Below are 21153 nucleotides of genomic sequence, written 5' to 3'. Positions count from 1 at the left end.
GGCCTCACCAGATCCGGATCCGGTCGGCGGGCTCCATCCACAGCCCGTCGCCGGGCGCGGTCCCGAACACCTCGTGGAACTCGTCGAGGTTGCGGACGATGTTGGCCCGGAACTCCGCCGGCGAGTGCGGGTCGACAGTCAGGTACTGCCGCTCCTGCTCCAGCCGGCGCTTGGTGCGCCAGACGAACGCCCAGTTGGTGAAGAGGCGCCGACGGTCCTCGACGCTCGCGGCCTGACCGGTGGCGATCAGGTAGGCGGTGTGGGCGATGGTGATCCCGCCCAGGTCGCCGATGTTCTCGCCGACGGTCAACGCCCCGTTCACGGTCTCACCGGGCAGGTTCCGTGGCTCCAGCACGTCGTACTGGGCGATCAGCGCCTTCGACTTGACCTCGAAGGCCGCCTTGTCGTCGGCGGTCCACCAGTCGTTCAGGTTCCCGGCGCCGTCGTACTGCGCGCCGTTGTCGTCGAAGCCGTGGCCGATCTCGTGGCCGATCACTGCGCCGATGCCGCCGTAGTTCTCGGCCGGGTGTGCGTCGGGGGCGAAGAACGGCTTCTGCAGGATGCCGGCAGGGAAGCAGATCTCGTTGGTGCCGGGGTTGTAGTAGGCGTTCACGGTCTGCGGGAGCATGAACCACTCGTCGCGGTCGACCGGTGAGCCGATCTTGGCGAGCTGCCGGTCGGTCTCGAAGGCCGACGACGCGGCCACGTTGCCGAGCAGGTCGCCGGGGACGATGGTGAGTCCGGAGTAGTCCCGGAACTTCTCCGGGTAGCCGATCTTGGGCCGGAACGTCTCCAGCTTCTCGAACGCCCGCTGCTTGGTCTCCTCACCCATCCAGTCCAGCACCGAGATCGACTCGCGGTAGGCGACCAGCAGGTTGGCCACCAGGTCGTCCATCAGCGCCTTGGACTCCGGCGGGAAGTGTCGGGCCACGTAGATCCGGCCCACCGCCTCACCCAGGGCGCCCTCCACCAGGCTGACGCCGCGCTTCCAGCGCGCCCGCAGCTCCGGGGTGCCGGACAGGGTGCGGCCGTAGAAGTCGAAGTTGGCCTCCACCAGTTCGTCGGTGAGGTACGGCGCCAGCGCCCGCAGCACCCGGGCGGTCAGCCACACCTGCCAGGTGGCCAGCGGCGTCTCCTCGAGGACACCGGAGAGGTGGGTCAGGTACGACGGCTGCCGGACACAGCACTCGGCCACCAGTGTCTCGGCGGTGTGCTTGCCGCCGGAGAGGTTGGTGACCCAGGCGTGGAAGTCGAACGCGGGGCAGAGGCTCTGCAACTCGTCCAGGGTGGTCAGGTTGTAGGTCTTCTGCACGTCCCGGGTCTCCGCACGCTCCCAGTGCCCGGTCGCCAGCCGGGTCTCCAGGGCCAGTACCGCGGCTGCGCCGGCCTCCGGATCGGGCACCACCGCCGGCGCCGGGACCAGCCGGAACATCCGCGTCAGGTACCCGACGTACGCCTCCCGGATCTCGGCGAACTTCTCGTCCCGGTAGTAGGACTCGTCAGGGAGTCCGAGCCCGCCCTGGGTGAGGTTCACCAGGTAGCGGTCGGAGTCGCGGTCGTCGCTGTCCACGTAGGACCCGAAGAGGCCGCTGCCCCCGATCCGCTCGAACTCGCCGGTGAAGGCAGCCACGTCGCGCAGGTCCCGCAGTCCGGCCACGGCGTCCAGCAGTGGCCGTGCCGGAGTGATGCCGAGTTCGTTGACCCGGTCGGTGTCCATGAAGGTCGCATAGAGGGCGCCGATCTTCGCGGCGTCGTCCTCGGCGAGCGAGACCCCCGCCGCACTGGTGTCGTTGGTCGAGCCTGTCGAGACCCCCGCCGCACACTCCTCGATGATCGCGCGCACCTGCTCCTCGGCCCGGTCGGCCAACTGCACGAACGGCCCCCAACTGGAGCGGTCGGCGGGGATCTCCGCCTCGGCCAGCCAGCGGCCGTTGACGTGACCGAAGAGGTCGTCCTGGGGGCGGACATCGTGGTCCATGCCAGCGAGGGCGTCGTCAAGAATGCTCACCCGGCTGACCCTACCGAGTGGCCCGTGACCCTCGCCGACGGTTGCGCCGAGTCGGCAGCGTTACGCTCGGAGGGTGACCCATCGCGATGCCGCCTTCGAGACTCGAGCCATCCACGCCGGCTACACCCCGGACCCCACCACCGGAGCGGTGATCCCGCCGATCCACGCGACCTCCACCTACAAGCAGGACGGGGTCGGGGGACTGCGGTCGGGGTATGAGTACAGCCGTTCGGCGAACCCGACCCGGACTGCGCTGGAGGGCGCGCTGGCGGCGGTCGAGGAAGGCAGCGACGGCTTCGCGTTCGCCTCCGGGCTGGCGGCCGAGGACACCGTGCTGCGGGCGCTGTGCGGCCCGGGTGACCATGTGGTGATCCCCGACGATGCGTACGGCGGCACCTTCCGGCTCTTCGACAAGGTCGCGGCCCGCTGGGGTCTGGCGCACACCCCCGCCCCGGTGGACGACGTCGACGCCATCGCCGCCGCCATCCGGCCGGGGGAGACCACGATGGTCTGGGTCGAGACACCGACGAACCCGATGCTCACCATCGGCGACATCGCGGCCATCGCCGAGGTCGCGCACGCGGCCGGGGCGCTGCTGGTCGTGGACAACACCTTCGCCTCGCCGTACCTGCAGCGACCGCTCGCGCTGGGCGCCGACGTGGTCGTGCACTCGACCACCAAGTACATCGGCGGCCACTCCGACGTGGTCGGCGGTGCCGTGGTCGTCAACGACGCCGCCATCGCCGAGCCGATCCGCTTCCATCAGAACGCGATGGGCGCCGTGGCCGGACCCTTCGACTGCTTCCTCACCCACCGCGGCCTCAAGACACTTGCGGTGCGGATGGACCGGCACTGCGACAACGCCGAGAAGGTGGTGGACTTCCTCAACGGACACGACGCCGTCGCTCAGGTGATCCACCCCAGCCTTCCCGACCACCCCGGCCACCAGGTGGCCGCCCGGCAGATGCGCCGGTTCGGTGGCATCGTCTCGTTCCGAGTGGCTGGAGGTGAGCAGGCAGCGCTGGCCGTCTGCGAGCGCACCGAGGTGTTCACGCTGGCCGAGTCCCTCGGCGGCATCGAGTCGCTGATCGAGCATCCGGGCCGGATGACGCACGCCTCGGTGGCCGGCACCGACCTGGAGGTGCCCGCGGACCTGATCCGGCTCAGCGTCGGCATCGAGAACGCCGACGACCTGATCGCCGACCTCGCCCAGGCCCTGGGCCGATGACGGGGCCACGATGACCGGGGTGAGGCTCGACGACGTCCGCGCCGCGGCGGTGCTGCTGGAGCGGATCGCGGTGCGCACCCCGATGGAGGAGTCGCGGTGGCTCTCCGCCCTGCTCGGCGGGCCGGTGCACCTCAAGTGCGAGAACCTGCAACGCACCGGCTCGTTCAAGATCCGCGGTGCCTTCGTGCGGATGGCGCGGCTCTCCGCGGAGGAACGAGCTCGCGGGGTCGTCGCCGCCTCCGCCGGCAACCACGCCCAGGGCGTCGCCCTGGCCGCTCAGACGTTGGGCATCGAGGCGACCGTCTTCATGCCCGAGGGCGCCCCGATCCCGAAGGAGCGCGCCACCCGCGCCTACGGCGCCAACGTGGTGTTCCACGGCGACGCCCTCTCGGCGAGCCTGCGACGCGCCCACGAGTACGCGGCCGAGACCGGGGCTGTGCTCATCCACCCCTTCGACCATGCCGACATCCTCGCCGGCCAGGGCACCTGCGGGCTGGAGATCATCGACCAGGTCCCGGACGTGGCCACCGTGCTGGTGCCCACCGGGGGCGGCGGCTTCCTCGGCGGGGTCGCGGCGGCGGTGAAGCAGTTGCGACCCGACGTACGGGTGATCGGGGTCCAGGCGGAGAAGGCTGCGGCGTACCCCCCGTCACTGGCTGCCGGGAAGCCGCAGGAGCTGGCCAACCTGAACACGATGGCCGACGGGATCGCCGTTGCCCGGCCGGGTGACCTGTGCTTCGAGATGGTGCAGAAGTACGTCGACGACGTGCTCACCGTCTCCGAGGAATCGATCTCACGGGCGCTGCTGGCGCTGATGGAGCGCGCCAAGCTGATCGTGGAGCCGGCCGGAGCGGTGGCCGTGGCGGCGCTGCTCGACGACCCGAGGATCGCGGTCACGCCGACGGTGGCCATCCTGTCCGGCGGCAACATCGACCCGCTGCTGCTCGGCAAGGTGATCCGGCACGGCATGGCCGCAGCCGGTCGCTACCTGCACCTGCAGGTGTACATCCCCGACCATCCCGGTGGGCTCGCCGGACTGCTGTCGGAGTTGGCGGCCGCGGGCTGCAACGTCCTCGAGGTCGCCCACGAGAGACTCTCGCCGCAACTTCACCTGGATGAGGTCGAGGTGCACGTCCACGTCGAGACCCGAGGCGAGGGCCACGCCAGCGCCGTACTGGCCCGACTGGCCAACTCCGGCTACCGCGTCCGCCGCTGACTCACCCGTGGTCAGTCGGCGAACGGGGCGGCGTCGAGGATGACGACCTCGAGGATCTTGCCGGTGGGCGCCTCGTAGCTGACCGTGTCACCCTGGCGGGCGCCGATGATGGCGCCGCCGAGCGGGGACTGCGGCGAGTAGACCTTGAGGCCCTCGGTGGTGTCCTCCATCTCGCGGGCGCCGAGCAGGAACTCCTCGGCCTCATCGTCGTCGTCGCCGACGAACTTGTAGGTCACCTTCATGCCGGGGGCGATGCTGCCATCGGAGGGGAGTTCGCCACCGACCTTGGCGCGGCGCAGGATGTCCTCGAGCTTGGCGATCTGCCCCTCGAGCTTGCCCTGCTCCTCGCGCGCGGAGTGGTAGCCGCCGTTCTCCTTCAGGTCGCCCTCGTCGCGGGCAGAACTGATCCGGGCGATGATCTCCTGCCGCTTGGGACCCTTGAGGTCAGCGAGCTCGGCGGCGAGCTTGTCCCTGGCGTCCTGGGTGAGCCAGACGGTGTCGGACTCGGTCGACTGAGGCATCGTCATCTCCTGGGGCGCGGGGCCGGCGGCCCTGCGCTTGCTTATCTCGGTGTCCGGACGGTCCGGACCACGCTCTGCCTCTCCAAGGCCCGGAGAATGCAGAACCGCCGGGCCACTCGGCTCCGCGGTATCGCTGTCGGCCGGCCCGGCGGGACAGTTCAGAGAGAACAGGATACCAATCCGGGCGAAGTTCTGCCCATCACGACGCCGGGCGGCCCACCAAGTACGCCGGGAGCGCACCCGTGCGTCATCGACCACACCCTCAGCGAGGAACCCGCTGGTTCTCGGTGGTGCAGCCGACCAGATCCACCGAGGTGGCCTCCCGGGTGGTGCGGATCGAGTACTCGCCCGCCACCGGCTCCTCCGCCGAGACGATCACGTTGAGTTCACCGACCACGTGATGGTCGGTCGCGAACGCGCGCAACTTGCAGGTCGCGGCCACGGCGTCGTCCTTGCGGCGTACGTCGATCCTGGCCACCGCCTCGTGGGAGCTGCGCACCTCGAAGGCGATCAGGGTGGATCGGACGTCCGGAGTGCCGTGGAACCACATCGTCCACGCCAGCCACCCCCCGAAGGCGGCAGCGACCGCCACCGAGGCCGCCACCACGGCGACCCGGAGCCAGGGACGGTTGCGTCCGTAACGGTCGGCGAGGAGGTCGGTCACGGGTCTCATCGTGCCATCCCTACGATGGGACCATGCCGCGAGGACTGCGCCTGATGCACGTGCACGCTCATCCCGACGACGAGTCCAGCAAGGGTGCTGCCTCGACTGCGAAGTACGTCGCCGAGGGTGTCGACGTACACGTGGTGACCTGCACCGGGGGTGAACGGGGCTCGGTGCTGAACCCGAAGATGGACCGCCCCGACGTGCTCGCGAACATCACCGAGATCCGCCGACAGGAGATGGCCCGAGCCCGGGACATCCTCGGGGTCACCCAGGACTGGCTCGGGTTCGTCGACTCCGGCTGGCCCGACGGCGACCCCAAGCCGCCGCTGCCGGAGGGCTGTTTCGCGCTGGTGCCGTTGGCGGAGGCCGCAGCCCCGCTGGTCAGGCTGATCCGCCAGTTCCGGCCGCACGTGGTGACCACGTACGACGAGCGAGGAGGCTACCCGCACCCGGACCACATCATGTGCCACCGGGTGTCCGTGGCGGCGTTCGAGGCGGCCGGGGACCCGGATCTCTACCCCGAGGCCGGGCCGCCGTGGCAGCCGCTGAAGCTGTACTACCACCACTCCTTCAACCGACCACGGATGCAGGCGCTGCACGACGCGATGGTCGAGCACGACCTGGAGTCCCCGTGGGCCGAGCGCCTGGAGCAGTGGCAACCCGAGCCCGAATGGGACGCCCGGATCACCACGAGGGTGCCCTGCGCGGAGTACTTCGGGGTGCGTGACCAGGCGCTGCTGGCCCACGCCACCCAGATCGATCCGGACGGGTTCTGGTTCGCGGTGCCCCGAGAGTTGCAGGAGCGGGTCTGGCCCACCGAGGACTACGAGTTGGTGGTGAGCCACGTCGACTCGCCCGTCCCGGAGAGCGACCTGTTCGCCGGGATCGACCCGGACGCGGGATGATGACCTCATGAACCTGCTGATCATCCACGCCGCCACCGTGTGGGCGACCGTGATGGAGGACGGCCCGAAGCCCGAAGACGTCAAGGCCGGGTGGACCGCCTTCGCCGTCTTCGCCCTGTTGATCCTCGCCGTGGCCCTGCTGATGCTCAGCCTGGTCCGGCACCTGCGCAAGGTCGCGCGAGCCAAGGAATCGGGCGTCTACGGCGACGACCGTTAGCATCGAGCGGTGCCCCGCGTCCCCCTCGTCCACCTCGTGACCGCCACCGCGGTCACGATGGCCGTGGTGGCCGGAGGTGTGCTCGCGGCAGGGCCCGGTGATCTGGTGCTCGCCGATCCGGTCCAGATCAGCCGCGATCCGGTGGTGTCGCGTGGCGCCCAGGCCAGCGTCGTCACCGGCGGCATGTCGGCCCTGCGCCGGGTCACCGACGAGGACACCGCGACGTACCGGGTGGCCGAGGCGCCCGAGCCGATCCAAGCCGCTCCCGAGCCCGATCCCAGCCCGGAGGCGGTCACGGGCACGGTGATCACACCGGCGCCACCCTTGCCGCCGTCGTCGACGTTCCGGATCGGCACGTTCAACGTGCTGGGCAGTCAGCACACCCGAGGCAGCAGCAGGTGGGCGGCAGGCACCACCCGGGCCGGTTGGACGGCGGATCTGATCCGCAGCCACGGGGTCACCATCGTCGGCCTCCAGGAGGTCCAGAAGGATCAATTGGACGTGCTGCGCAACCGGCTGTCGGGTTATCAGATCTGGCCCGGGGATGCGTTGGGCAACAACGGCCGCCGGCTCCAGATCGCGTTCCGCCGGGACCTCTTCGAGCTCGTCGGACAGCACAGCTTCAACACCCCCTTCCACCGTCAGGTGCGTCCGATCCCGGTCGTGCGTCTGCGCCACCGTGCCACCGGCAGCGAGTTCCACGTGATGACGATGCACAACTCGCCGCTCGGCATGCAGGCCGAGCGCGACCGCGCTCGCGGCGCCCAGATCGCCCACATCAACCGACTCCGGCAGGAGACCGGGATCCCGATGTTCGTGGTGGGCGACGCCAACGAGAAGGAGCGCTGGTTCTGCCATGTCGGGGGCAGCACGGGGATGGTCGCCGCCAACGGTGGCAGCACCGCGGGCGGCTGCCGGATGCCGCCACCGCCGGTGAAGATCGACTGGATCATGGGGCGGGGAGTCGCCTTCTCCGGGTACAGCCACATCGCCGGGGGGTTGGCTGCCCGGGCCAGCGACCACGACTTCTACTACGCCACCGCGACCGTGAACCCACGCTGATTCAGCGCGCGGTGAGCACCACCAGGCAGTCCTGGGCCACACCGTCGGTGGCGCGATGGGCGCCCTCGCCCGCGACCACACGGCCGACCCGGCCGGCGCGGTGTACGTCGTACCTGAGCCCGTCGAGGTCGGCCAGCACGTCCTCGGCCGTGTAGAGGACCCGCGGGTCGGACGGCCCGCCGACGCCTTCGGTCAGGTTGCTCGAGTCGTGGGCGACCAGCACCAGCCGGCCGTGCGGCCCGAGCATCGACACGGCGTTGCGGACCGCACGGCGACGTTGCGCCGCCGGCAGTTGCAGATAGGCGATGACCACCAGGTCGACCGGGCCGGGTGGCGTCCAGTCGAGGGCATCGGCGCAGACCCAGTCGACACCGTCGGACCTGCGGCTGCGTGCCTTCTCGATGGCCACCGGGGAGAAGTCCACACCGGTCACCTGCCAGCCGAGGTCGGCCAGCCAGATCGCGTTGCGACCCTCACCGCAGGCCAGATCCACCGCGATGCCGGGGGAGAGGCCGGCGCACTCCTCGGCCACGAACTCGTTCGGGCCGATCGACCAGACCTGGTCAGCCTCGGCGTAGCGAGCGTCCCAGGCCGAGGCGTCCATGGCTCAGCCCTGATCCGACTGGGCGGCGACCTGGCGGTGCACCTCGTCCATGTCCAGGTCGCGAACCGCCTGGATCACCTGGTCCAGGGCGGCCGGTGGCAGTGCCCCGGGCTGGGCGAAGACCAGCACCTTCTCCCGGAACGCCATCAGCGTCGGGATCGACGAGATGTTGGCCGCGGAGGCCAACTGCTGCTGCTCCTCGGTGTTGACCGAGCCGAAGCCGATGTCGGGGTTGGCCTCCGACGCGGCCTCGTACGTCGGAGCGAACTGTCGGCATGGCCCGCACCAGCTCGCCCAGAAGTCGACGAACAGGATGTCGTTGTCGGCGATCGCCTGCTCGAAGTTCTCGCCGGTCAGCTCGATGGTGGCCATGGCTGCACGGTATCGAACAGCCGCAGAACCGAATCAACCGCAGAGCCGAATCACCCCCGGACGCCGCTGGTCGCGGGCTCCGCGATCTCGCCGAGTTCGAGCCGGTTGTCCGTCAGGGCCCGGGCCACCGACTGGTCGTGGGTGACCAGCAGCAACGCGCATCCGGGGTCCGCCTCCTCCATCAGGCAGCGCAGGGTGCCTTCCTGGGTGAGCAGGTCCAGCCGTGAGGTCGCCTCGTCGGCGAAGATCAGTGCCGGCTCGACCAGCATCGCCCGCAGGATCGCCACCCGCTGAAGCTCGCCCCCCGACACCTGGGACGAGCGTCGGTCCAGGAGGGCCTCGTCGAGGCCGAGGGACCCGGCCAGGGTGCTGATCCGGGCGCCGTCGACGCGGTGTCTGCGCACCAGGTCGCTCAGCCCGGCCCGCAACGGGACCCGGGCGGGGAAGGAGAGCGCCGGGTCCTGGTAGAGCTTCTGCAGCCGCGGCCGGCGTAGCGCCTCGGTGCGGGTGATCGTGCCGGCATCGACCGTGCACAGGCCGGCCAGCGCGTTCCCGAGGGTGGTCTTGCCGACCCCGCTGGGCCCGGTCAGGGCCCAGCGCTCACCGGCCCGGATCTGCAGCGACAGGTCGTGGAAGAGTGGCCGGCCCGGATACGCCTTGCTGACCGCGGTCGCCGTCACCAGGGGCTCACCGGCGGTCGGTGCGGCGGGCACCCAGTCCCACCGTGACGGGTCGGCTGCCAACAGTCGTCGGGTGTAGGGGTGGCTCGGCGCATCCAGCACCTGGTCCACCGGTCCGCGCTCCACCACCTCGGCCTCGCGCATCACCCACACCTGGCCCCCGAGTCGGCGAGCCAACCCGAGGTCATGGGTGATGGTGAGCAGCAGGCCACCCCCGGCCAGGTGTGCTTGAAGCAGTGCGGCCAGCCGATCGAGGGCAGCGGCATCCAGACCCTTGGACGGCTCGTCGACGATCAGCACCCGGGCACCGCCGATGGTGGCGGCGGCGTAGGCGACCCGTTGCGCCATCCCTCCGGACAGGGTGTGCGGATAGGACTCCGCGGCCCCGGCAAGACCCACCTCGTCCAGCGCCGTCATGGCGCGGCGACGGGCCACGGCGGCCGGCGCTTTCCACAGCCCGCCAGCCACCTGACGGCGCACCCGCATCGTCGGATCCAGCGCCAACGCCGGCTCCTGGGGCAGCAGCGCGAGCTCACGCCCCCACAGATGGCGGCGGCTGTCCGGGTCGGCGAGGTCGAAGGGATCCCCATCCAGACGCATCGCACCGGTGACGGCCAGTTCGGGCGGCAGCGTGCCCAGCAGGCTGTGGGCCAGCAGCGACTTGCCGGACCCACTCTCACCGATGACGGTCACCGCCGTGCCCGGCTCCAGCACCAGGCCGCCCGTTTCGACGAGCACGGTGCCGTGGTGGGTGACCTTGACGTGGTCGACCTCGAGTCGGTCACTCATCGGGAGTCCTCCTTCCGCCGCAGGCCGAGCAGGGACACGGTGAGGGCGAACAGCACCACCACCGGGGCCAGCGCCAGCCAGGGCGCAGCGTCGTAATGGGGGAAGGCCTCGGTGATCATGAGGCCGAGTTCTGCTCGCGGCGGCTGTAGGCCCACCTTGATGAACCCGAGCGTGGACATCGCCAGGATCGCGGTCACCATGCCCAGTGACGCCAGGGTCAGCAGCAGCGGGCGCAGTTCGGGGAGCAGATGCCGGCGTACGACGTGCAGCCGGCCAAGGTGCAGCAGTTCGGCCGCCTCCACGGCGGGTGAGCCGAGGATGAGTGCGGCCCGGGCCCGGACGACGCGGAAGTACTCGACCCACTGGGCCAGTGCCAGACCGGCGTAGAGGGCCCACAGGCTCCCGTCGGCTGCCAGCGCGGCGAAGAGCAGCACGATCAGCAGGGCCGGCATCGCCACGAACGACTCGGAGATGCCGCGCAGGACGCTGTCGAGCCAGCCGCCGCGCCAGGCCGCCATGGTGCCGAGGGTGGTGCCGAGCAGCAGCGCTGTGGCCACGCTGAGCGAGGCCAGCACCAGCGAGAGTCGGGTCGCGTGGGCGAGACGGGAGACGACGCTGCGTCCGTACTCGTCGCGCCCCAGCGGCTCGGTCAGGCTGGGCGGTTCCAGGTAGCGGCTCAGGTCCTGGGCGAACGGGGAGGCGAACACCCACGGGCCGATCAGGGCGAACGCCACCAGCAGGATCAGGATCGTCGCTGGCACCCAGCGGCGGCGGCGGGTGCGGGATTCGAGGGGAAGCAGGCTGAGGGTGCTCATGCGAGCGCCCCCGCTCGCCGGGGCCGGGGATCGAGGCGGAGCACGATCAGGTCGACCACGGTGTTCAGGGAGACCACCAGCAGCGCCAGCGCCAGCGCGGTGGCCTGCAGCATCGGGATGTCACGCCAGAAGACCGCGTGCACCAGCGCGTGGCCGAGCCCCTGCCAGGCGAACAGGCTCTCCACCACGATCACACCCTCGATCAGCAGGATCGCCTGGGCACCCAGATATGGCACCAGGACCACGGCGCTGTTGCGGAGCACGTGTCGCAGCAACACCAGTCGTTCGCGGATGCCCCGGGTGTGGGCGAACTGCACGTACGACGAGGACCAGACGTTGATGACCGTCTCCCGGGTGACTCGGGCGACCAGTCCGGACAGCCCGAGACCCAGAGTCATCGCGGGCAGCACCAGGCTGGTCGAGTTCCCGTGTCCGACGGCCGGCAGCCAGCCGAGTTGCACCGAGAAGACCAGCACCAGCAGCAGACCCAGCAGGAACGGCGGCAGTGCCCGCACCGAAGCCACCCAGGTGGTGGCCAGGTGGTCGACGAGGCTGCCCGGGTGCCGCGCGGCGAGCACGCCGACGCTGCCACCGATCAGGATGGCCACCAGCAGGGCCGCGCCGGTGAGCTGGAGCGTGCCCAGCAGATAGAACGCCAGCTCCTCCCCGACCGGGCGGGAGGTGACCAGGGACCGGCCGAGGTCGCCCTGCGCCAGTGCGGCCAGCCAACTGCCGAACTGCTGCCACGCCGGTCGATCGAGGCCGAGCTCGGCGGCCACCGCGGCGGCGGCGGCGTTGTCGACCAGGTCGTAGCCGTACCGACCGGCGGCGATGCGATAGGACACGTCGCCGGGGAGGCGTTGCACCACGACGAAACAGAGGATGGAGACGGCCAGGGCCACGCCGAGGGCCTGGCCGGACCGCTTGAGCAGCACCTCGCCGGTGCGACGTATCCCGGTCATTGCTGCCAGCTCGCCCCGCTGAGCCGCCAGGTGTGCTCCAGCGGGTCCATCACGAAGTCAGCCACCCGCGAGTTCACGGCGGCGTTCATCCGGTACCAGGCGACCGGGATCAGTGGGAGTTCCTCGTGCACCGCCTCAACGACGGTGCGACGGTGCTCCTCGCCCTCGGCGCCCTCGGCGCCGCGCAGCAGTGCGGTGATGGCGGCGCCGACCTCGTCGTCGTGCCAGTTCATCGCACCCCAGTCCGAGCCCTCCGGTGCGAAGGTGTCCGCGACGGTGACCAGGGGGTCGGAGACCAGCGCGAAGTGCCGGGCCAGCAGACCCAGCTCGAGGGTGCCGTCGGCGTGGCCGGCGGGGATCTCACTGGAGTTGGTGACGTTGACGTCGAGGCCGATGCCGAGTTCGGCGAAGGCGGCCTGGATGGCGGTGGCCAGCGCGGGCAGTTCGGCTCGGTCGGGGTAGGTGACCAGGCTCAGCCGCAGCGTCTCACCGTCGCGCTGCCAGCTGCCGTCGCTCTGCTGCTCCCAGCCGGCCTCGGCCAGCAGGTCGCGGGCGCCGTCGAGGTCCTGGGTCAGCGGCTCGAGGGCCTCGTCGTGCCAGGCGCTCAGGGACGGCGGGATCAGTTGGGTGGCGGCCAGGTCGTCCTCGCGGAGGACTGCGGTGGCCATCCCGGGCCGGTCCAGCGCCTTGCTCAGCGCGAGTCGGACCCGGGGGTCGCCGAGGACGGGGTGGTCGCCGTTGACCTTGAGCAGCAGGGTCCGCGGCTGTAGTGCCGAGACCATCTCGACGTTCGGTGCTGCCTCGACCCGCTGACGGCCTGCGGGTTCCAGGCCGAACACGATGTCGGCCTGATCGCTGGCCGCCATCAGGGCGCGGGACTCGGGCCGGCTCACGGACTGGAAGGTGAGCCGTTCGATCGCCGGCGCCTCGCCGCGCCATCCGTCGTACGCGGACACTTCGATGGAGCCGGGGAACTCGACATGGTCGACCTGGTAGGGGCCGGAGCCGATCACGTCGGTGACGTGACCGTCCTCGTCCCACGACGACGGCGCCAGCACCATGGTGCTGTAGTGGGTCAGGGTCGCGGGCAGGGTCAGGAACGGCTCGGTGAGCTCGAACCGGACCGAGTGCTCGTCGCCGGTGATCGCGTCGATCCCGATTGCGGACAGCGGGCTCGCCTCCACGTCGGCCACCTTGGCCAGCGAGGCGGCGACCGCGTCGCCGGTCACCGGGGTGCCGTCGTGGAACTCGGCGTCGTGGGGGAGTTCGAACGTCCAGGTGGTGTGCGACTCGTGGGTCCACTCGGTGGCCAGACCGGGCACCAGCTCTCCGTTGATGTCGGCGCCGACCAGGGTCTCGGCGACCTCGAGCCGGGTGAAGAAGGCCTGAGAGGTCGCCGGGTCCAGGCTGTGCACCTCGAACGGGCCGACGATTCGCAGCGCCTCGGACCTCTCCTCGGCGGTGGCGGTGCAGCCGGTGGCGGCCAGTAGTGCCGCGGTGAGCAGCGGCGCCGCGAGGCGGGCAGGGATACGCATGGACTCTCCAAACGAGAATGAGAACGATTATCGTTAAAAAGTATAGGACAGGGTCGGACCCGTTCGGTCGGGAGGGGGCCTGCGCCCGACGGGGCGCCACCGGGGCGGAGGTCGGCGGGTCAGGAGATCATGCACGGAGAAGCCGTTCCGTGGCCTGGCGCTCGGTCGTGCTCGGGCGGCCGCGTGACCACGTGTCGAGCGACCCAACATGTCCCGCGAACGTGTTGGGTTTCTCCGGATGTCTTAACCTGCGTGGTGGTTCCTTGCAGGCGGTGGCCGAGCCCGACCTTCCAGGCAGCCACCCCACAAACTGCACACCTGCGCTCCTTGCGGGGTCGGATCCGACGGGGGCACCCCGCAAACTGCACACAGGCACTGTTCGCGGGCCTCGACCGGCGGTGGCCGCTTGGACGTCGGCCCTAGCGTGGGCGCCATGGGCAACCGTCTCCAGCACAGCACCTCGCCGTACCTCCAGCAGCATGCCGAGAACCCGGTCGACTGGTGGGAGTGGGGCACCGAAGCGTTCGATGAGGCCCGACGGCGCGACGTACCCGTCCTCCTGAGCGTCGGCTACGCCGCCTGCCACTGGTGCCATGTGATGGCACACGAGTCGTTCGAGGACCAGGCCACGGCCGACTACCTCAACGAGCACTTCGTGAGCATCAAGGTGGATCGTGAGGAGCGGCCCGACATCGACGCGGTCTACATGGGTGCCACCCAGGCGATGACCGGACAGGGCGGCTGGCCGATGACGGTGGTTCTCGACCACGACGGCGGCCCCTTCTTCGCCGGCACCTACTTCCCGGACCAGCCCCGGCACGGGCAGCCCTCGTTCCGGCAGGTGCTGGAGGCGCTGGTGGACGCGTGGACCAACCGCGGCGACGACGTACGCCGGGTGGCCGGACAACTGCGCGACCACCTGCAGGCGACCGCCAGCCTGGCCGGTGGAGCCGTCGATGCCGAAGCCATCAGTGCCGCCGTCGACCTGCTCGCCGACGAGTTCGACGAGCGATCGGCCGGCTTCGGCGGCGCGCCCAAGTTCCCACCCTCGATGCTGATGCCGTTCCTGCTCCGGCACGCGCAACGGGTCGGCACCAGTCCCGGGACCAGCGGTGCCCGGGCCCGGACGATGGCCACCCGGACGCTCACCGCGATGGCCTCCGGAGGCATCCACGACCAGCTCGGCGGCGGCTTCGCGCGCTACTCGGTGGATTCGGGCTGGGTGGTGCCGCACTTCGAGAAGATGCTCTATGACAACGCCCTGCTGCTGACCGCGTACGCCGAGTGGTCGCTCACCGCTGACGGCGTCGAGCTCGGCGCCGAGGTGGTCCGGGGGATCGCGGAGTTCCTGCTCAACGAACTGCAGACCGATGAGGGTGGGTTCGCGTCGGCGCTGGACGCGGACTCCGACGGCGCCGAAGGGACCTTCTACGTCTGGACGCGCGCCCAGCTGGACGAGGTGCTGGGGGAGAGCGACGGGGCCTGGGCGGCGGAACTGTTCGAGGTGACCGGGAGTGGGACCTTCGAGCACGGCACGTCGACCCTTCAGCGCACCCGCGCCATCGACGACCCCAACCGGTTCGCCCGAGTGCGGCAGCGGCTGCTCGACGCGCGAGCGAAGCGGACCCGGCCGGCCCGCGATGACAAGGTGGTCGCCGCCTGGAACGGGCTGGCCATCTCCGGCCTGGTCACGGCCGGGCTGGCCCTCGACGAGCCCGAGTGGATCGACGCCGCCCGAGGCGCCGCCGAGCTGCTGTGGCGGATCCACCTCGTGGAGGCCGACACCGAGGCGCGGTTGCTGCGCACCTCACGCGACGGCGCGGCCGGTGCCGCCGTCGGCATCCTGGAGGACTACGCCTGTGTCGCGGACGGGTTCCTGGCGCTTGCGGCGGCCACTGCGGACCCGCGCTGGCTGGAGCGGGCGGGCCTGCTGCTGGACACGGTGCTGGCCCGTTTCGTGGCCGAGGACGGCGGCTTCCACGACACTGCCGACGACGCCGAGACGCTGATCGCGCGTCCGCGAGACCCGAGCGACAACGCCAGCCCGTCCGGCCATGCCGCGGCGGTGCGGGCGCTGCTGTCGCACGCGGCGCTGACCGGCTCCGGCGTGCATCGCGGAGCCGCCGAACGCGCGCTGGCTGCCGGGGCGCAGCTCATCGAGCGGGCTCCCCGGTTCGCCGGCTGGAGTCTGGTCAGTGCCGAGGAGTTGCTGGCCGGGCCGGTGGAGATCGCCGTGGTGGGCCGGCCCGGACACGCCAGGGACGCCCTCGAGGGTGCCGCGCTGCGACGGCTGGGGGCGCGGGTGGTGGTCGCCGACCGGTCGGTGGCCGGGATCGGACTGCTGGAGGGGCGCGCCGAGGTCGACGGCCAGCCTGCGGCCTACGTGTGTCGCGGGCACGTGTGCGACCGCCCGGTGGTCGATGCCGCCGAGATCGGCCTGGCTCAGTCCTGAGCCCGCTCCGGGATGAGCGTGGGCACGTAGGTGGTCGTGAGGTGGTGGGGCGTCAGCGAAGCGCGTAGGTCGCCAGCGACACGCCGACGTAGTGGGACACGAAGGCGAGGATGGTGAAGGTGTGGAACACCTCGTGGAAGCCGAAGTGCTGCGGCCACGGGTTCGGGCGCTTGAGGCCGTAGACCACGCCGCCCAACGTGTAGAGGAGCCCGCCAGCGGCCACCAGGACCAAGGTGGCGATGCCGATGCCGAGGCCGAGCTTCTCCGAGCCGGCGGCGAACTGGGGGATGAACGGCAGCGCCGCCCAACCCAGGGCGATGTAGATCGGGGCGTGCAGCCAGCGCGGGGCGGTGGGCAGGAAGATCTTGAACGCCACCCCGAGGATGGCTCCGCTCCAGACCACCGCGAGCATGGTCACCTGGTGCCAGCCGTCGAGCAGGATCAGCGAGAACGGCGTGTAGGAGCCGGCGATCAGCAAGAAGATGTTGGAGTGGTCGAAGCGGCGCAGGAACATCATCGCCCGCGGCCCCCAGTTGCCCCGGTGGTAGGTCGCCGAGACGGCGAACAGGACGACGGCGGTGCCGGCGAAGATGGCCGACCCGATCCTGGTCGCTGCAGTGGGGGAGAGGGCGACCAGCACGATGCCGGCGGCCAGTGCCAGGGGTGCGGTGGCCAGGTGCAGCCAGCCACGCAGCTTGGGTTTGACCTCCGCGATGACGTCGCGCAGGTGCTCGGCGGCGTCGTCGCGCAGATCGGCGAGGCTGTGCACGAAGCGGTCGGTCGAGGTGTTCACGCCCCTACCTTACGCGACCGTAGGTTGACCCGCGATGAAAACGTGGCGGGTCTCACGTGGCTACGATTGAGCCGTGGCGGATTGGAAGCGTGGGCTGAGGCGGATCCTCTATCCGGCGTACGAGGCGCGAGTGGTGCGTCGGCTGCCCAGCGACCGCCTTCCCAAGCACATCGGGGTGATGTTGGACGGCAACCGTCGCTGGGCTCGTGCCGTCGGCGCCGACACCGCGCACGGGCATCGCGCCGGTGCGGCGAACATCGAGCCGCTGCTGGAGTGGTCCGAGGAGGTCGGCATCGAGGTGGTCACCCTGTGGCTGCTCTCCACCGACAACCTGAACCGTGCGGCCGCTGAGCTCGAGCCGCTGTTGAACATCATCGTCGAGGCGGTGGACTCGCTCGCGGACCAGCAGCGGTGGCGACTGCACCCGGTGGGTGCTCTGGACCTGCTGCCGGCCGAGACCTCCGAGCGGCTCAAGGCGGCCGCCGAGCGCACCAGCCAGGTGGACGGACTGCTCGTCAACATCGCGGTCGGGTACGGCGGGCGGCGTGAGATCGCGGACGCGGTCCGGTCGTTGCTGGCCGAGCATGCCGAGCGAGGCACCTCCCTGGACGAGTTGGCCCAGTCGGTCTCTGTCGAGGACATCGGCGCGCATCTCTACACCCGCGGTCAGCCCGACCCGGACCTGGTGATCCGCACCTCGGGGGAGCAGCGTCTCGGTGGCTTCCTGCTCTGGCAGAGCGCCCGCAGCGAGTTCTACTTCTGTGAGGCGTTGTGGCCGGACTTCCGCCGGGTCGACTTCCTGCGAGCGCTGAGGGCCTACGCCGCCCGGGAGCGAAGGCACGGCACCTGAGCCTCCGACACCACGCTGTGCCTGCTGTGACGGATGGTGCCAGAGTGATTCAACGGTCGTGATGTCACACGGCGTTCACCCCGCATTCGGGCGTGTTGCCACGGGCGGGACCCGGCTGCGGCGTACTTTCGATGACATCGGCGGTACCCATCGCCGAATCGGGAGGCCCAAGTGTCACAACACGACTGCAGGATCCGGCGGGGAAGCCGGGTGCGCAGGGGTCCGCACTTCGACTCGAGGTGGCCTGCCCGGTCCGATTGTTGAACGAGGACCGGGCGAGAGTGCGCGTGCCGGTCCGCGAGAGGTGACCTCGTGGCCTCGAGGAGCGCGAAGACCGACATCCGTACCTATGTCCTGGACACGTCCGTGTTGCTGGCCGATCCCGGTGCGTTGCGCCGCTTCGACGAGCACGAGGTCGTGTTGCCGGTGGTGGTGATCACCGAACTCGAGGGGAAGCGGCATCATCCCGAGCTCGGCTTCTTCGCCCGAACCGCCCTGAGGTCGCTCGACGAGTTGCGGATCGAGCACGGTCGACTGGACAGGCCGGTCCCCATCGGCGATCTGGGGGGCAGCCTGCGGGTCGAGTTGAACCACACCGACCCGGAGGTGCTGCCGTCGGGGTTCCGGCTCGGCGACAACGACACCCGCATCCTGGCCGTGGCCCGCAACCTGGCCAACGAGGGACACGACGTCACCCTGGTCTCCAAGGACCTGCCGCTGCGGATCAAGGCCTCGGCGGTCGGTCTCGACGCGCAGGAGTATCGGGCCGAGTCCAGCGCCCAGACGGGCGACTCGGACACCGGCTTCTCCGGCATGGCCGAGCTCGAGGTCGCCGCGGCCGAGGTGGACGAACTCTACGAGGACGGCACCGTCGACCTCGCTGACGCCCGTGACCTGCCCTGCCACAACGGTCTGGTGCTGCTGTCGGAGCGTGGAACGGCGCTGGGACGCGTGGGACCCGACAAGCGAGTGCACCTGGTGCGCGGTGACCGGGAGGCGTTCGGCATCCACGGTCGCTCCGCGGAGCAGCGGGTCGCCCTGGAACTGCTGCTGGACCCCGAGGTCGGCATCGTCTCTCTCGGTGGCCGCGCCGGCACCGGCAAGTCAGCGCTGGCGCTGTGTGCCGGTCTGGAGGCGGTGATGGAGCGCCGTCAGCACAAGAAGGTGGTGGTGTTCCGGCCGCTGTACGCCGTGGGCGGCCAGGAGCTCGGCTACCTGCCAGGCTCGGAGAGCGAGAAGATGTCGCCCTGGGCCCAGGCGGTCTTCGACACCCTCGGTGCGGTCACCAACCAGCACGTCATCGAGGAGGTGCTGGCCCGCGGCATGCTCGAGGTGCTGCCGCTCACCCATATCCGCGGTCGCTCCCTGCACGACGCCTTCGTGATCGTCGACGAGGCCCAGTCGCTGGAGCGGAACGTGCTGTTGACGGTGCTGTCGCGGATCGGCGCGAACTCCAAGGTGGTGCTCACCCACGACGTCGCCCAGCGTGACAACCTCCGGGTCGGTCGCCACGACGGTGTGGTCGCCGTCGTCGACAAACTCAAGGGCCACCCGCTCTTCGCACACATCACGCTGACCCGCTCCGAGCGGTCACCGATCGCCGCTCTGGTCACGGAGATGCTCGAGAACGTCACCATGTGAGAGCCGACCGCGTTCAGAGGTAGCGCAGTCCTGCAGCGGTATGTAGTATCTCTGCTATGGGAGATAGTGAGGATCGGATTGTGGAGGTGCGCGACCTCCGGATGCGGTACGGGGCCAAGGATGTGCTCGACGGGGTCGATCTGACCGCCCACCGGGGCGAGGTGCTGGCGTTGCTCGGGCCCAACGGGGCCGGCAAGACCACCACCATCGAGATCCTCGAAGGGTTCCGGATGCGTTCGGCGGGCGAGGTGTCGGTGCTGGGTGTGGATCCGGCCCACGGCGGCGAGGACTGGCGGGCCCGTCTGGGTGTGGTGCTGCAGTCGTGGCGGGACCACTCGAAGTGGAAGGTCAACGAACTGCTCGACTACCTCGGTCTCTTCTACGGTCCGTACTCCACCCAGGACCGACCGCGACCCTGGCCGACCGGGGAACTGCTGGACCTGGTCGGTCTCACCGGACAGGCCGACCTGCGGATCAAGTCCCTCTCCGGCGGCCAGCGGCGCCGCCTCGACCTGGCGATCGGGATCGTCGGGCGGCCGGAGTTGATCTTCCTCGACGAGCCCACCGCCGGCATGGACCCTCACGGTCGCCGCGACTTCCAGGACCTGGTCCACCGGCTCTCGGACTTCGAGGCAGCCACCATCCTGCTCACCACCCATGACCTCGCCGAGGCGGAGAGGCTCGCCGACCGGATCCTGATCCTCGACGGCGGCAGGATCGTGGCCGAGGGCAGCGCCGACGAGCTCGCCCGCCAGATGTCCACCCATGCCGAGGTCCGCTGGACCACCGACGGGGAACGGCACGTGCATTCGGCCGCCGGCGACCCCACCGGCTTTGTCAGACAGCTGCTCGCCACCCACCCCGAGGTGAGTGACCTCGAGGTCCGCCGCGCCAACCTGGAGGACACCTATCTCGGGCTCGTCCAGCGCGCCGAGAACATCACCGAACTCGAGGAGGTCACCCGATGAGCAGTCCCAGCGTGCGCTCGACAGTGGTGCGGGCCGGCGTCCGTCGCGGGCTGCTGGAGACCAAGCACTCGCTGACCAACGCCGGCGAGCTGGCGTGGTACCTGCTGATGCCGGCGATCTTCGCGGCGGTGCTGGTCTTCATGCGCGACAGCACGGTCCCCGGCACCGACTTCGCCCTGGGTGCCATGGTGCTGCCCGGCCTGATCGGGATGAGTATCGCGATGGGCGGTCTGTTGGGTGCGCCGAGCATCATCGCGGCCGAACGCGAGGACGGCACCCTGCTGCGGGCCAAGGCGACGCCGCACGGCATGCCGGCGTACCTGATCGCCAAGATCGTCACGTTGACCTTGACCACCCTGATCACGCTGTTGCTGCTGGTCTTCCCGGCTCTGCTGGTGATCGAGCACCTGCGGTTCGGCGAAGCCCGCAGTTGGGCGATCCTGGCCGCGATCTTCGCGCTGGGCATGCTGACCACGGTGCCGATCGGCGCCGCCATCGGAGCGATGCTGAAGAGCACCGCCCAGTTCGGGTGGATCTGGCTCAGCTCGATGTTCTTCGTCGGAGTCTCCGGCATCTTCTATCCACTCACCGCGCTGCCGCTCTGGCTGCAGTGGGTGGGCCAGGCGCTGCCCTTCTACTGGCTCGGTCTCGGATCCCGGGCGGCGCTGCTGCCCGCGGAGATGGCGGTGGTGGAGATCGGTGAATCGTGGCGCACCGTCGAGATGCTCGGCGTGCTCGGCGTCTGGGCGGTGCTGGGCTTCGTGCTGGCGCCGGTGCTGCTGCGTAGGATGGCGCGCCGGGAGTCCGGCTCGAGTGTGGCCGCCCGCCGCGAAGAGTTCCTGACCCGCAGCTACTGAACCCGCGAGGA

General features: G+C 70.2%; 19 protein-coding genes and 1 pseudogene. 10 read left to right on the top strand and 10 right to left on the bottom strand.

Annotation, left to right across the window (positions count from 1 at the left end; all coding sequences use genetic code 11):
• Positions 1–4: 4 nt before the first annotated feature.
• Entirely contained in the window at positions 5–2008 is a 2004-nt protein-coding gene (locus tag JKG67_RS09400; protein WP_307816491.1) for a M13 family metallopeptidase, read from the bottom strand.
• A 73-nt stretch (positions 2009–2081) separates the two neighbouring features.
• Here JKG67_RS09400 and JKG67_RS09395 point away from each other — a divergent pair, with 73 nt between their 5' ends.
• Positions 2082–3236, top strand: coding sequence for a cystathionine gamma-synthase (locus JKG67_RS09395; protein ID WP_203337017.1), 1155 nt, complete (start codon positions 2082–2084; stop codon positions 3234–3236).
• Positions 3237–3246: 10 nt separating this feature from the next.
• Positions 3247–4452: a threonine ammonia-lyase gene (ilvA, locus tag JKG67_RS09390; RefSeq protein ID WP_203337016.1), complete on the top strand. Its 1206-nt coding sequence runs from the start codon at positions 3247–3249 to the stop codon at positions 4450–4452.
• Positions 4453–4463: 11 nt separating this feature from the next.
• Here the strand turns inward: ilvA and greA are convergent, their stop codons facing one another.
• A complete protein-coding gene (gene greA / locus JKG67_RS09385) occupies positions 4464–4973 on the bottom strand; it encodes a transcription elongation factor GreA (protein WP_203337015.1) in 510 nt (169 codons plus the stop codon).
• 262 nt (positions 4974–5235) lie between these two features.
• Positions 5236–5646, bottom strand: coding sequence for a DUF4307 domain-containing protein (locus JKG67_RS09380; RefSeq protein WP_203337014.1), 411 nt, complete (start codon positions 5644–5646; stop codon positions 5236–5238).
• A 23-nt stretch (positions 5647–5669) separates the two neighbouring features.
• Between JKG67_RS09380 and mca the strand changes: the two genes are divergently transcribed.
• Genes mca through JKG67_RS09365 form a run of 3 tightly spaced genes read left to right on the top strand, consistent with a single transcriptional unit; the run spans position 5670 to position 7824 of the window.
• Positions 5670–6545 carry a mycothiol conjugate amidase Mca gene (gene mca, locus JKG67_RS09375; protein WP_203337013.1) on the top strand — a complete coding sequence of 292 codons (876 nt, stop codon included), beginning with the start codon at positions 5670–5672 and terminating at the stop codon, positions 6543–6545.
• A 7-nt stretch (positions 6546–6552) separates the two neighbouring features.
• Complete coding sequence (locus JKG67_RS09370) at positions 6553–6762, top strand: hypothetical protein (RefSeq protein WP_203337012.1); 210 nt, start codon at positions 6553–6555, stop codon at positions 6760–6762.
• A 9-nt stretch (positions 6763–6771) separates the two neighbouring features.
• Positions 6772–7824 (top strand): endonuclease/exonuclease/phosphatase family protein, encoded by a 1053-nt coding sequence (locus JKG67_RS09365; protein ID WP_203337011.1) that lies wholly within the window; start codon positions 6772–6774, stop codon positions 7822–7824.
• 1 nt (position 7825) lies between these two features.
• On the opposite strand, the gene JKG67_RS09360 is transcribed toward JKG67_RS09365, so the two are convergent.
• The 6 genes and pseudogenes from JKG67_RS09360 to JKG67_RS09335 form a co-directional block, all read right to left on the bottom strand.
• Positions 7826–8428 carry a class I SAM-dependent methyltransferase gene (locus JKG67_RS09360; protein WP_203337010.1) on the bottom strand — a complete coding sequence of 201 codons (603 nt, stop codon included), beginning with the start codon at positions 8426–8428 and terminating at the stop codon, positions 7826–7828.
• Positions 8429–8431: 3 nt separating this feature from the next.
• Positions 8432–8803: pseudogene (locus JKG67_RS09355) on the bottom strand (thioredoxin family protein); the annotation flags it as partial.
• 47 nt (positions 8804–8850) lie between these two features.
• Positions 8851–10269 carry an ABC transporter ATP-binding protein gene (locus JKG67_RS09350; RefSeq protein ID WP_203337008.1) on the bottom strand — a complete coding sequence of 473 codons (1419 nt, stop codon included), beginning with the start codon at positions 10267–10269 and terminating at the stop codon, positions 8851–8853.
• Positions 10266–11084, bottom strand: a complete 819-nt coding sequence (locus JKG67_RS09345) for an ABC transporter permease (protein WP_203337007.1) — start codon at positions 11082–11084, stop codon at positions 10266–10268. The genes JKG67_RS09350 and JKG67_RS09345 overlap by 4 nt, the downstream gene beginning before the upstream one ends.
• Positions 11081–12046 carry an ABC transporter permease gene (locus JKG67_RS09340; RefSeq protein ID WP_203337006.1) on the bottom strand — a complete coding sequence of 322 codons (966 nt, stop codon included), beginning with the start codon at positions 12044–12046 and terminating at the stop codon, positions 11081–11083. The genes JKG67_RS09345 and JKG67_RS09340 overlap by 4 nt, the downstream gene beginning before the upstream one ends.
• Positions 12043–13581, bottom strand: coding sequence for an ABC transporter substrate-binding protein (locus JKG67_RS09335; protein WP_203337005.1), 1539 nt, complete (start codon positions 13579–13581; stop codon positions 12043–12045). Before JKG67_RS09335 ends, JKG67_RS09340 begins: the two co-directional genes overlap by 4 nt.
• A gap of 433 nt (positions 13582–14014) precedes the next feature.
• Here JKG67_RS09335 and JKG67_RS09330 point away from each other — a divergent pair, with 433 nt between their 5' ends.
• Positions 14015–16033, top strand: a complete 2019-nt coding sequence (locus JKG67_RS09330; RefSeq protein ID WP_203337004.1) for a thioredoxin domain-containing protein — start codon at positions 14015–14017, stop codon at positions 16031–16033.
• A 52-nt stretch (positions 16034–16085) separates the two neighbouring features.
• Here the strand turns inward: JKG67_RS09330 and trhA are convergent, their stop codons facing one another.
• Positions 16086–16826, bottom strand: a complete 741-nt coding sequence (gene trhA / locus JKG67_RS09325; RefSeq protein ID WP_307816490.1) for a PAQR family membrane homeostasis protein TrhA — start codon at positions 16824–16826, stop codon at positions 16086–16088.
• A 73-nt stretch (positions 16827–16899) separates the two neighbouring features.
• Between trhA and JKG67_RS09320 the strand changes: the two genes are divergently transcribed.
• The 4 genes from JKG67_RS09320 to JKG67_RS09305 all read left to right on the top strand — a co-directional run bounded on the left by JKG67_RS09320 (position 16900) and on the right by JKG67_RS09305 (position 21142).
• Positions 16900–17676: an isoprenyl transferase gene (locus JKG67_RS09320; protein ID WP_203337003.1), complete on the top strand. Its 777-nt coding sequence runs from the start codon at positions 16900–16902 to the stop codon at positions 17674–17676.
• A gap of 312 nt (positions 17677–17988) precedes the next feature.
• Positions 17989–19317, top strand: coding sequence for an RNA 5'-3' helicase PhoH2 (gene phoH2 / locus JKG67_RS09315; RefSeq protein ID WP_203337002.1), 1329 nt, complete (start codon positions 17989–17991; stop codon positions 19315–19317).
• An 80-nt stretch (positions 19318–19397) separates the two neighbouring features.
• Positions 19398–20285, top strand: coding sequence for an ABC transporter ATP-binding protein (locus JKG67_RS09310; protein ID WP_307816489.1), 888 nt, complete (start codon positions 19398–19400; stop codon positions 20283–20285).
• Positions 20282–21142 (top strand): ABC transporter permease, encoded by an 861-nt coding sequence (locus JKG67_RS09305; protein WP_203337000.1) that lies wholly within the window; start codon positions 20282–20284, stop codon positions 21140–21142. The genes JKG67_RS09310 and JKG67_RS09305 overlap by 4 nt, the downstream gene beginning before the upstream one ends.
• The last annotated feature ends 11 nt before the right edge of the window (positions 21143–21153 follow it).

Source organism: Nocardioides limicola (assembly GCF_016827675.1).
Lineage (GTDB): Bacteria > Actinomycetota > Actinomycetes > Propionibacteriales > Nocardioidaceae > Nocardioides > Nocardioides limicola.
The sequence above is the reverse complement of the archived record's forward strand: the minus strand, read 5'-3'. Positions and strand labels throughout refer to the sequence as shown.

What these genes read in the sequence shown, in the direction of transcription:
- ilvA (WP_203337016.1), top strand. Translation starts at nt 3,247, where the DNA reads ATGACCGGGGTGAGGCTCGACGACGTCCGCGCCGCGGCGGTGCTGCTG.
- greA (WP_203337015.1), bottom strand. Translation starts at nt 4,973, where the DNA reads ATGCCTCAGTCGACCGAGTCCGACACCGTCTGGCTCACCCAGGACGCC.
- JKG67_RS09380 (WP_203337014.1), bottom strand. Translation starts at nt 5,646, where the DNA reads ATGAGACCCGTGACCGACCTCCTCGCCGACCGTTACGGACGCAACCGT.
- mca (WP_203337013.1), top strand. Translation starts at nt 5,670, where the DNA reads ATGCCGCGAGGACTGCGCCTGATGCACGTGCACGCTCATCCCGACGAC.
- JKG67_RS09370 (WP_203337012.1), top strand. Translation starts at nt 6,553, where the DNA reads ATGAACCTGCTGATCATCCACGCCGCCACCGTGTGGGCGACCGTGATG.
- JKG67_RS09360 (WP_203337010.1), bottom strand. Translation starts at nt 8,428, where the DNA reads ATGGACGCCTCGGCCTGGGACGCTCGCTACGCCGAGGCTGACCAGGTC.
- JKG67_RS09350 (WP_203337008.1), bottom strand. Translation starts at nt 10,269, where the DNA reads ATGAGTGACCGACTCGAGGTCGACCACGTCAAGGTCACCCACCACGGC.
- JKG67_RS09345 (WP_203337007.1), bottom strand. Translation starts at nt 11,084, where the DNA reads ATGAGCACCCTCAGCCTGCTTCCCCTCGAATCCCGCACCCGCCGCCGC.
- JKG67_RS09340 (WP_203337006.1), bottom strand. Translation starts at nt 12,046, where the DNA reads ATGACCGGGATACGTCGCACCGGCGAGGTGCTGCTCAAGCGGTCCGGC.
- JKG67_RS09335 (WP_203337005.1), bottom strand. Translation starts at nt 13,581, where the DNA reads ATGCGTATCCCTGCCCGCCTCGCGGCGCCGCTGCTCACCGCGGCACTA.
- JKG67_RS09330 (WP_203337004.1), top strand. Translation starts at nt 14,015, where the DNA reads ATGGGCAACCGTCTCCAGCACAGCACCTCGCCGTACCTCCAGCAGCAT.
- JKG67_RS09305 (WP_203337000.1), top strand. Translation starts at nt 20,282, where the DNA reads ATGAGCAGTCCCAGCGTGCGCTCGACAGTGGTGCGGGCCGGCGTCCGT.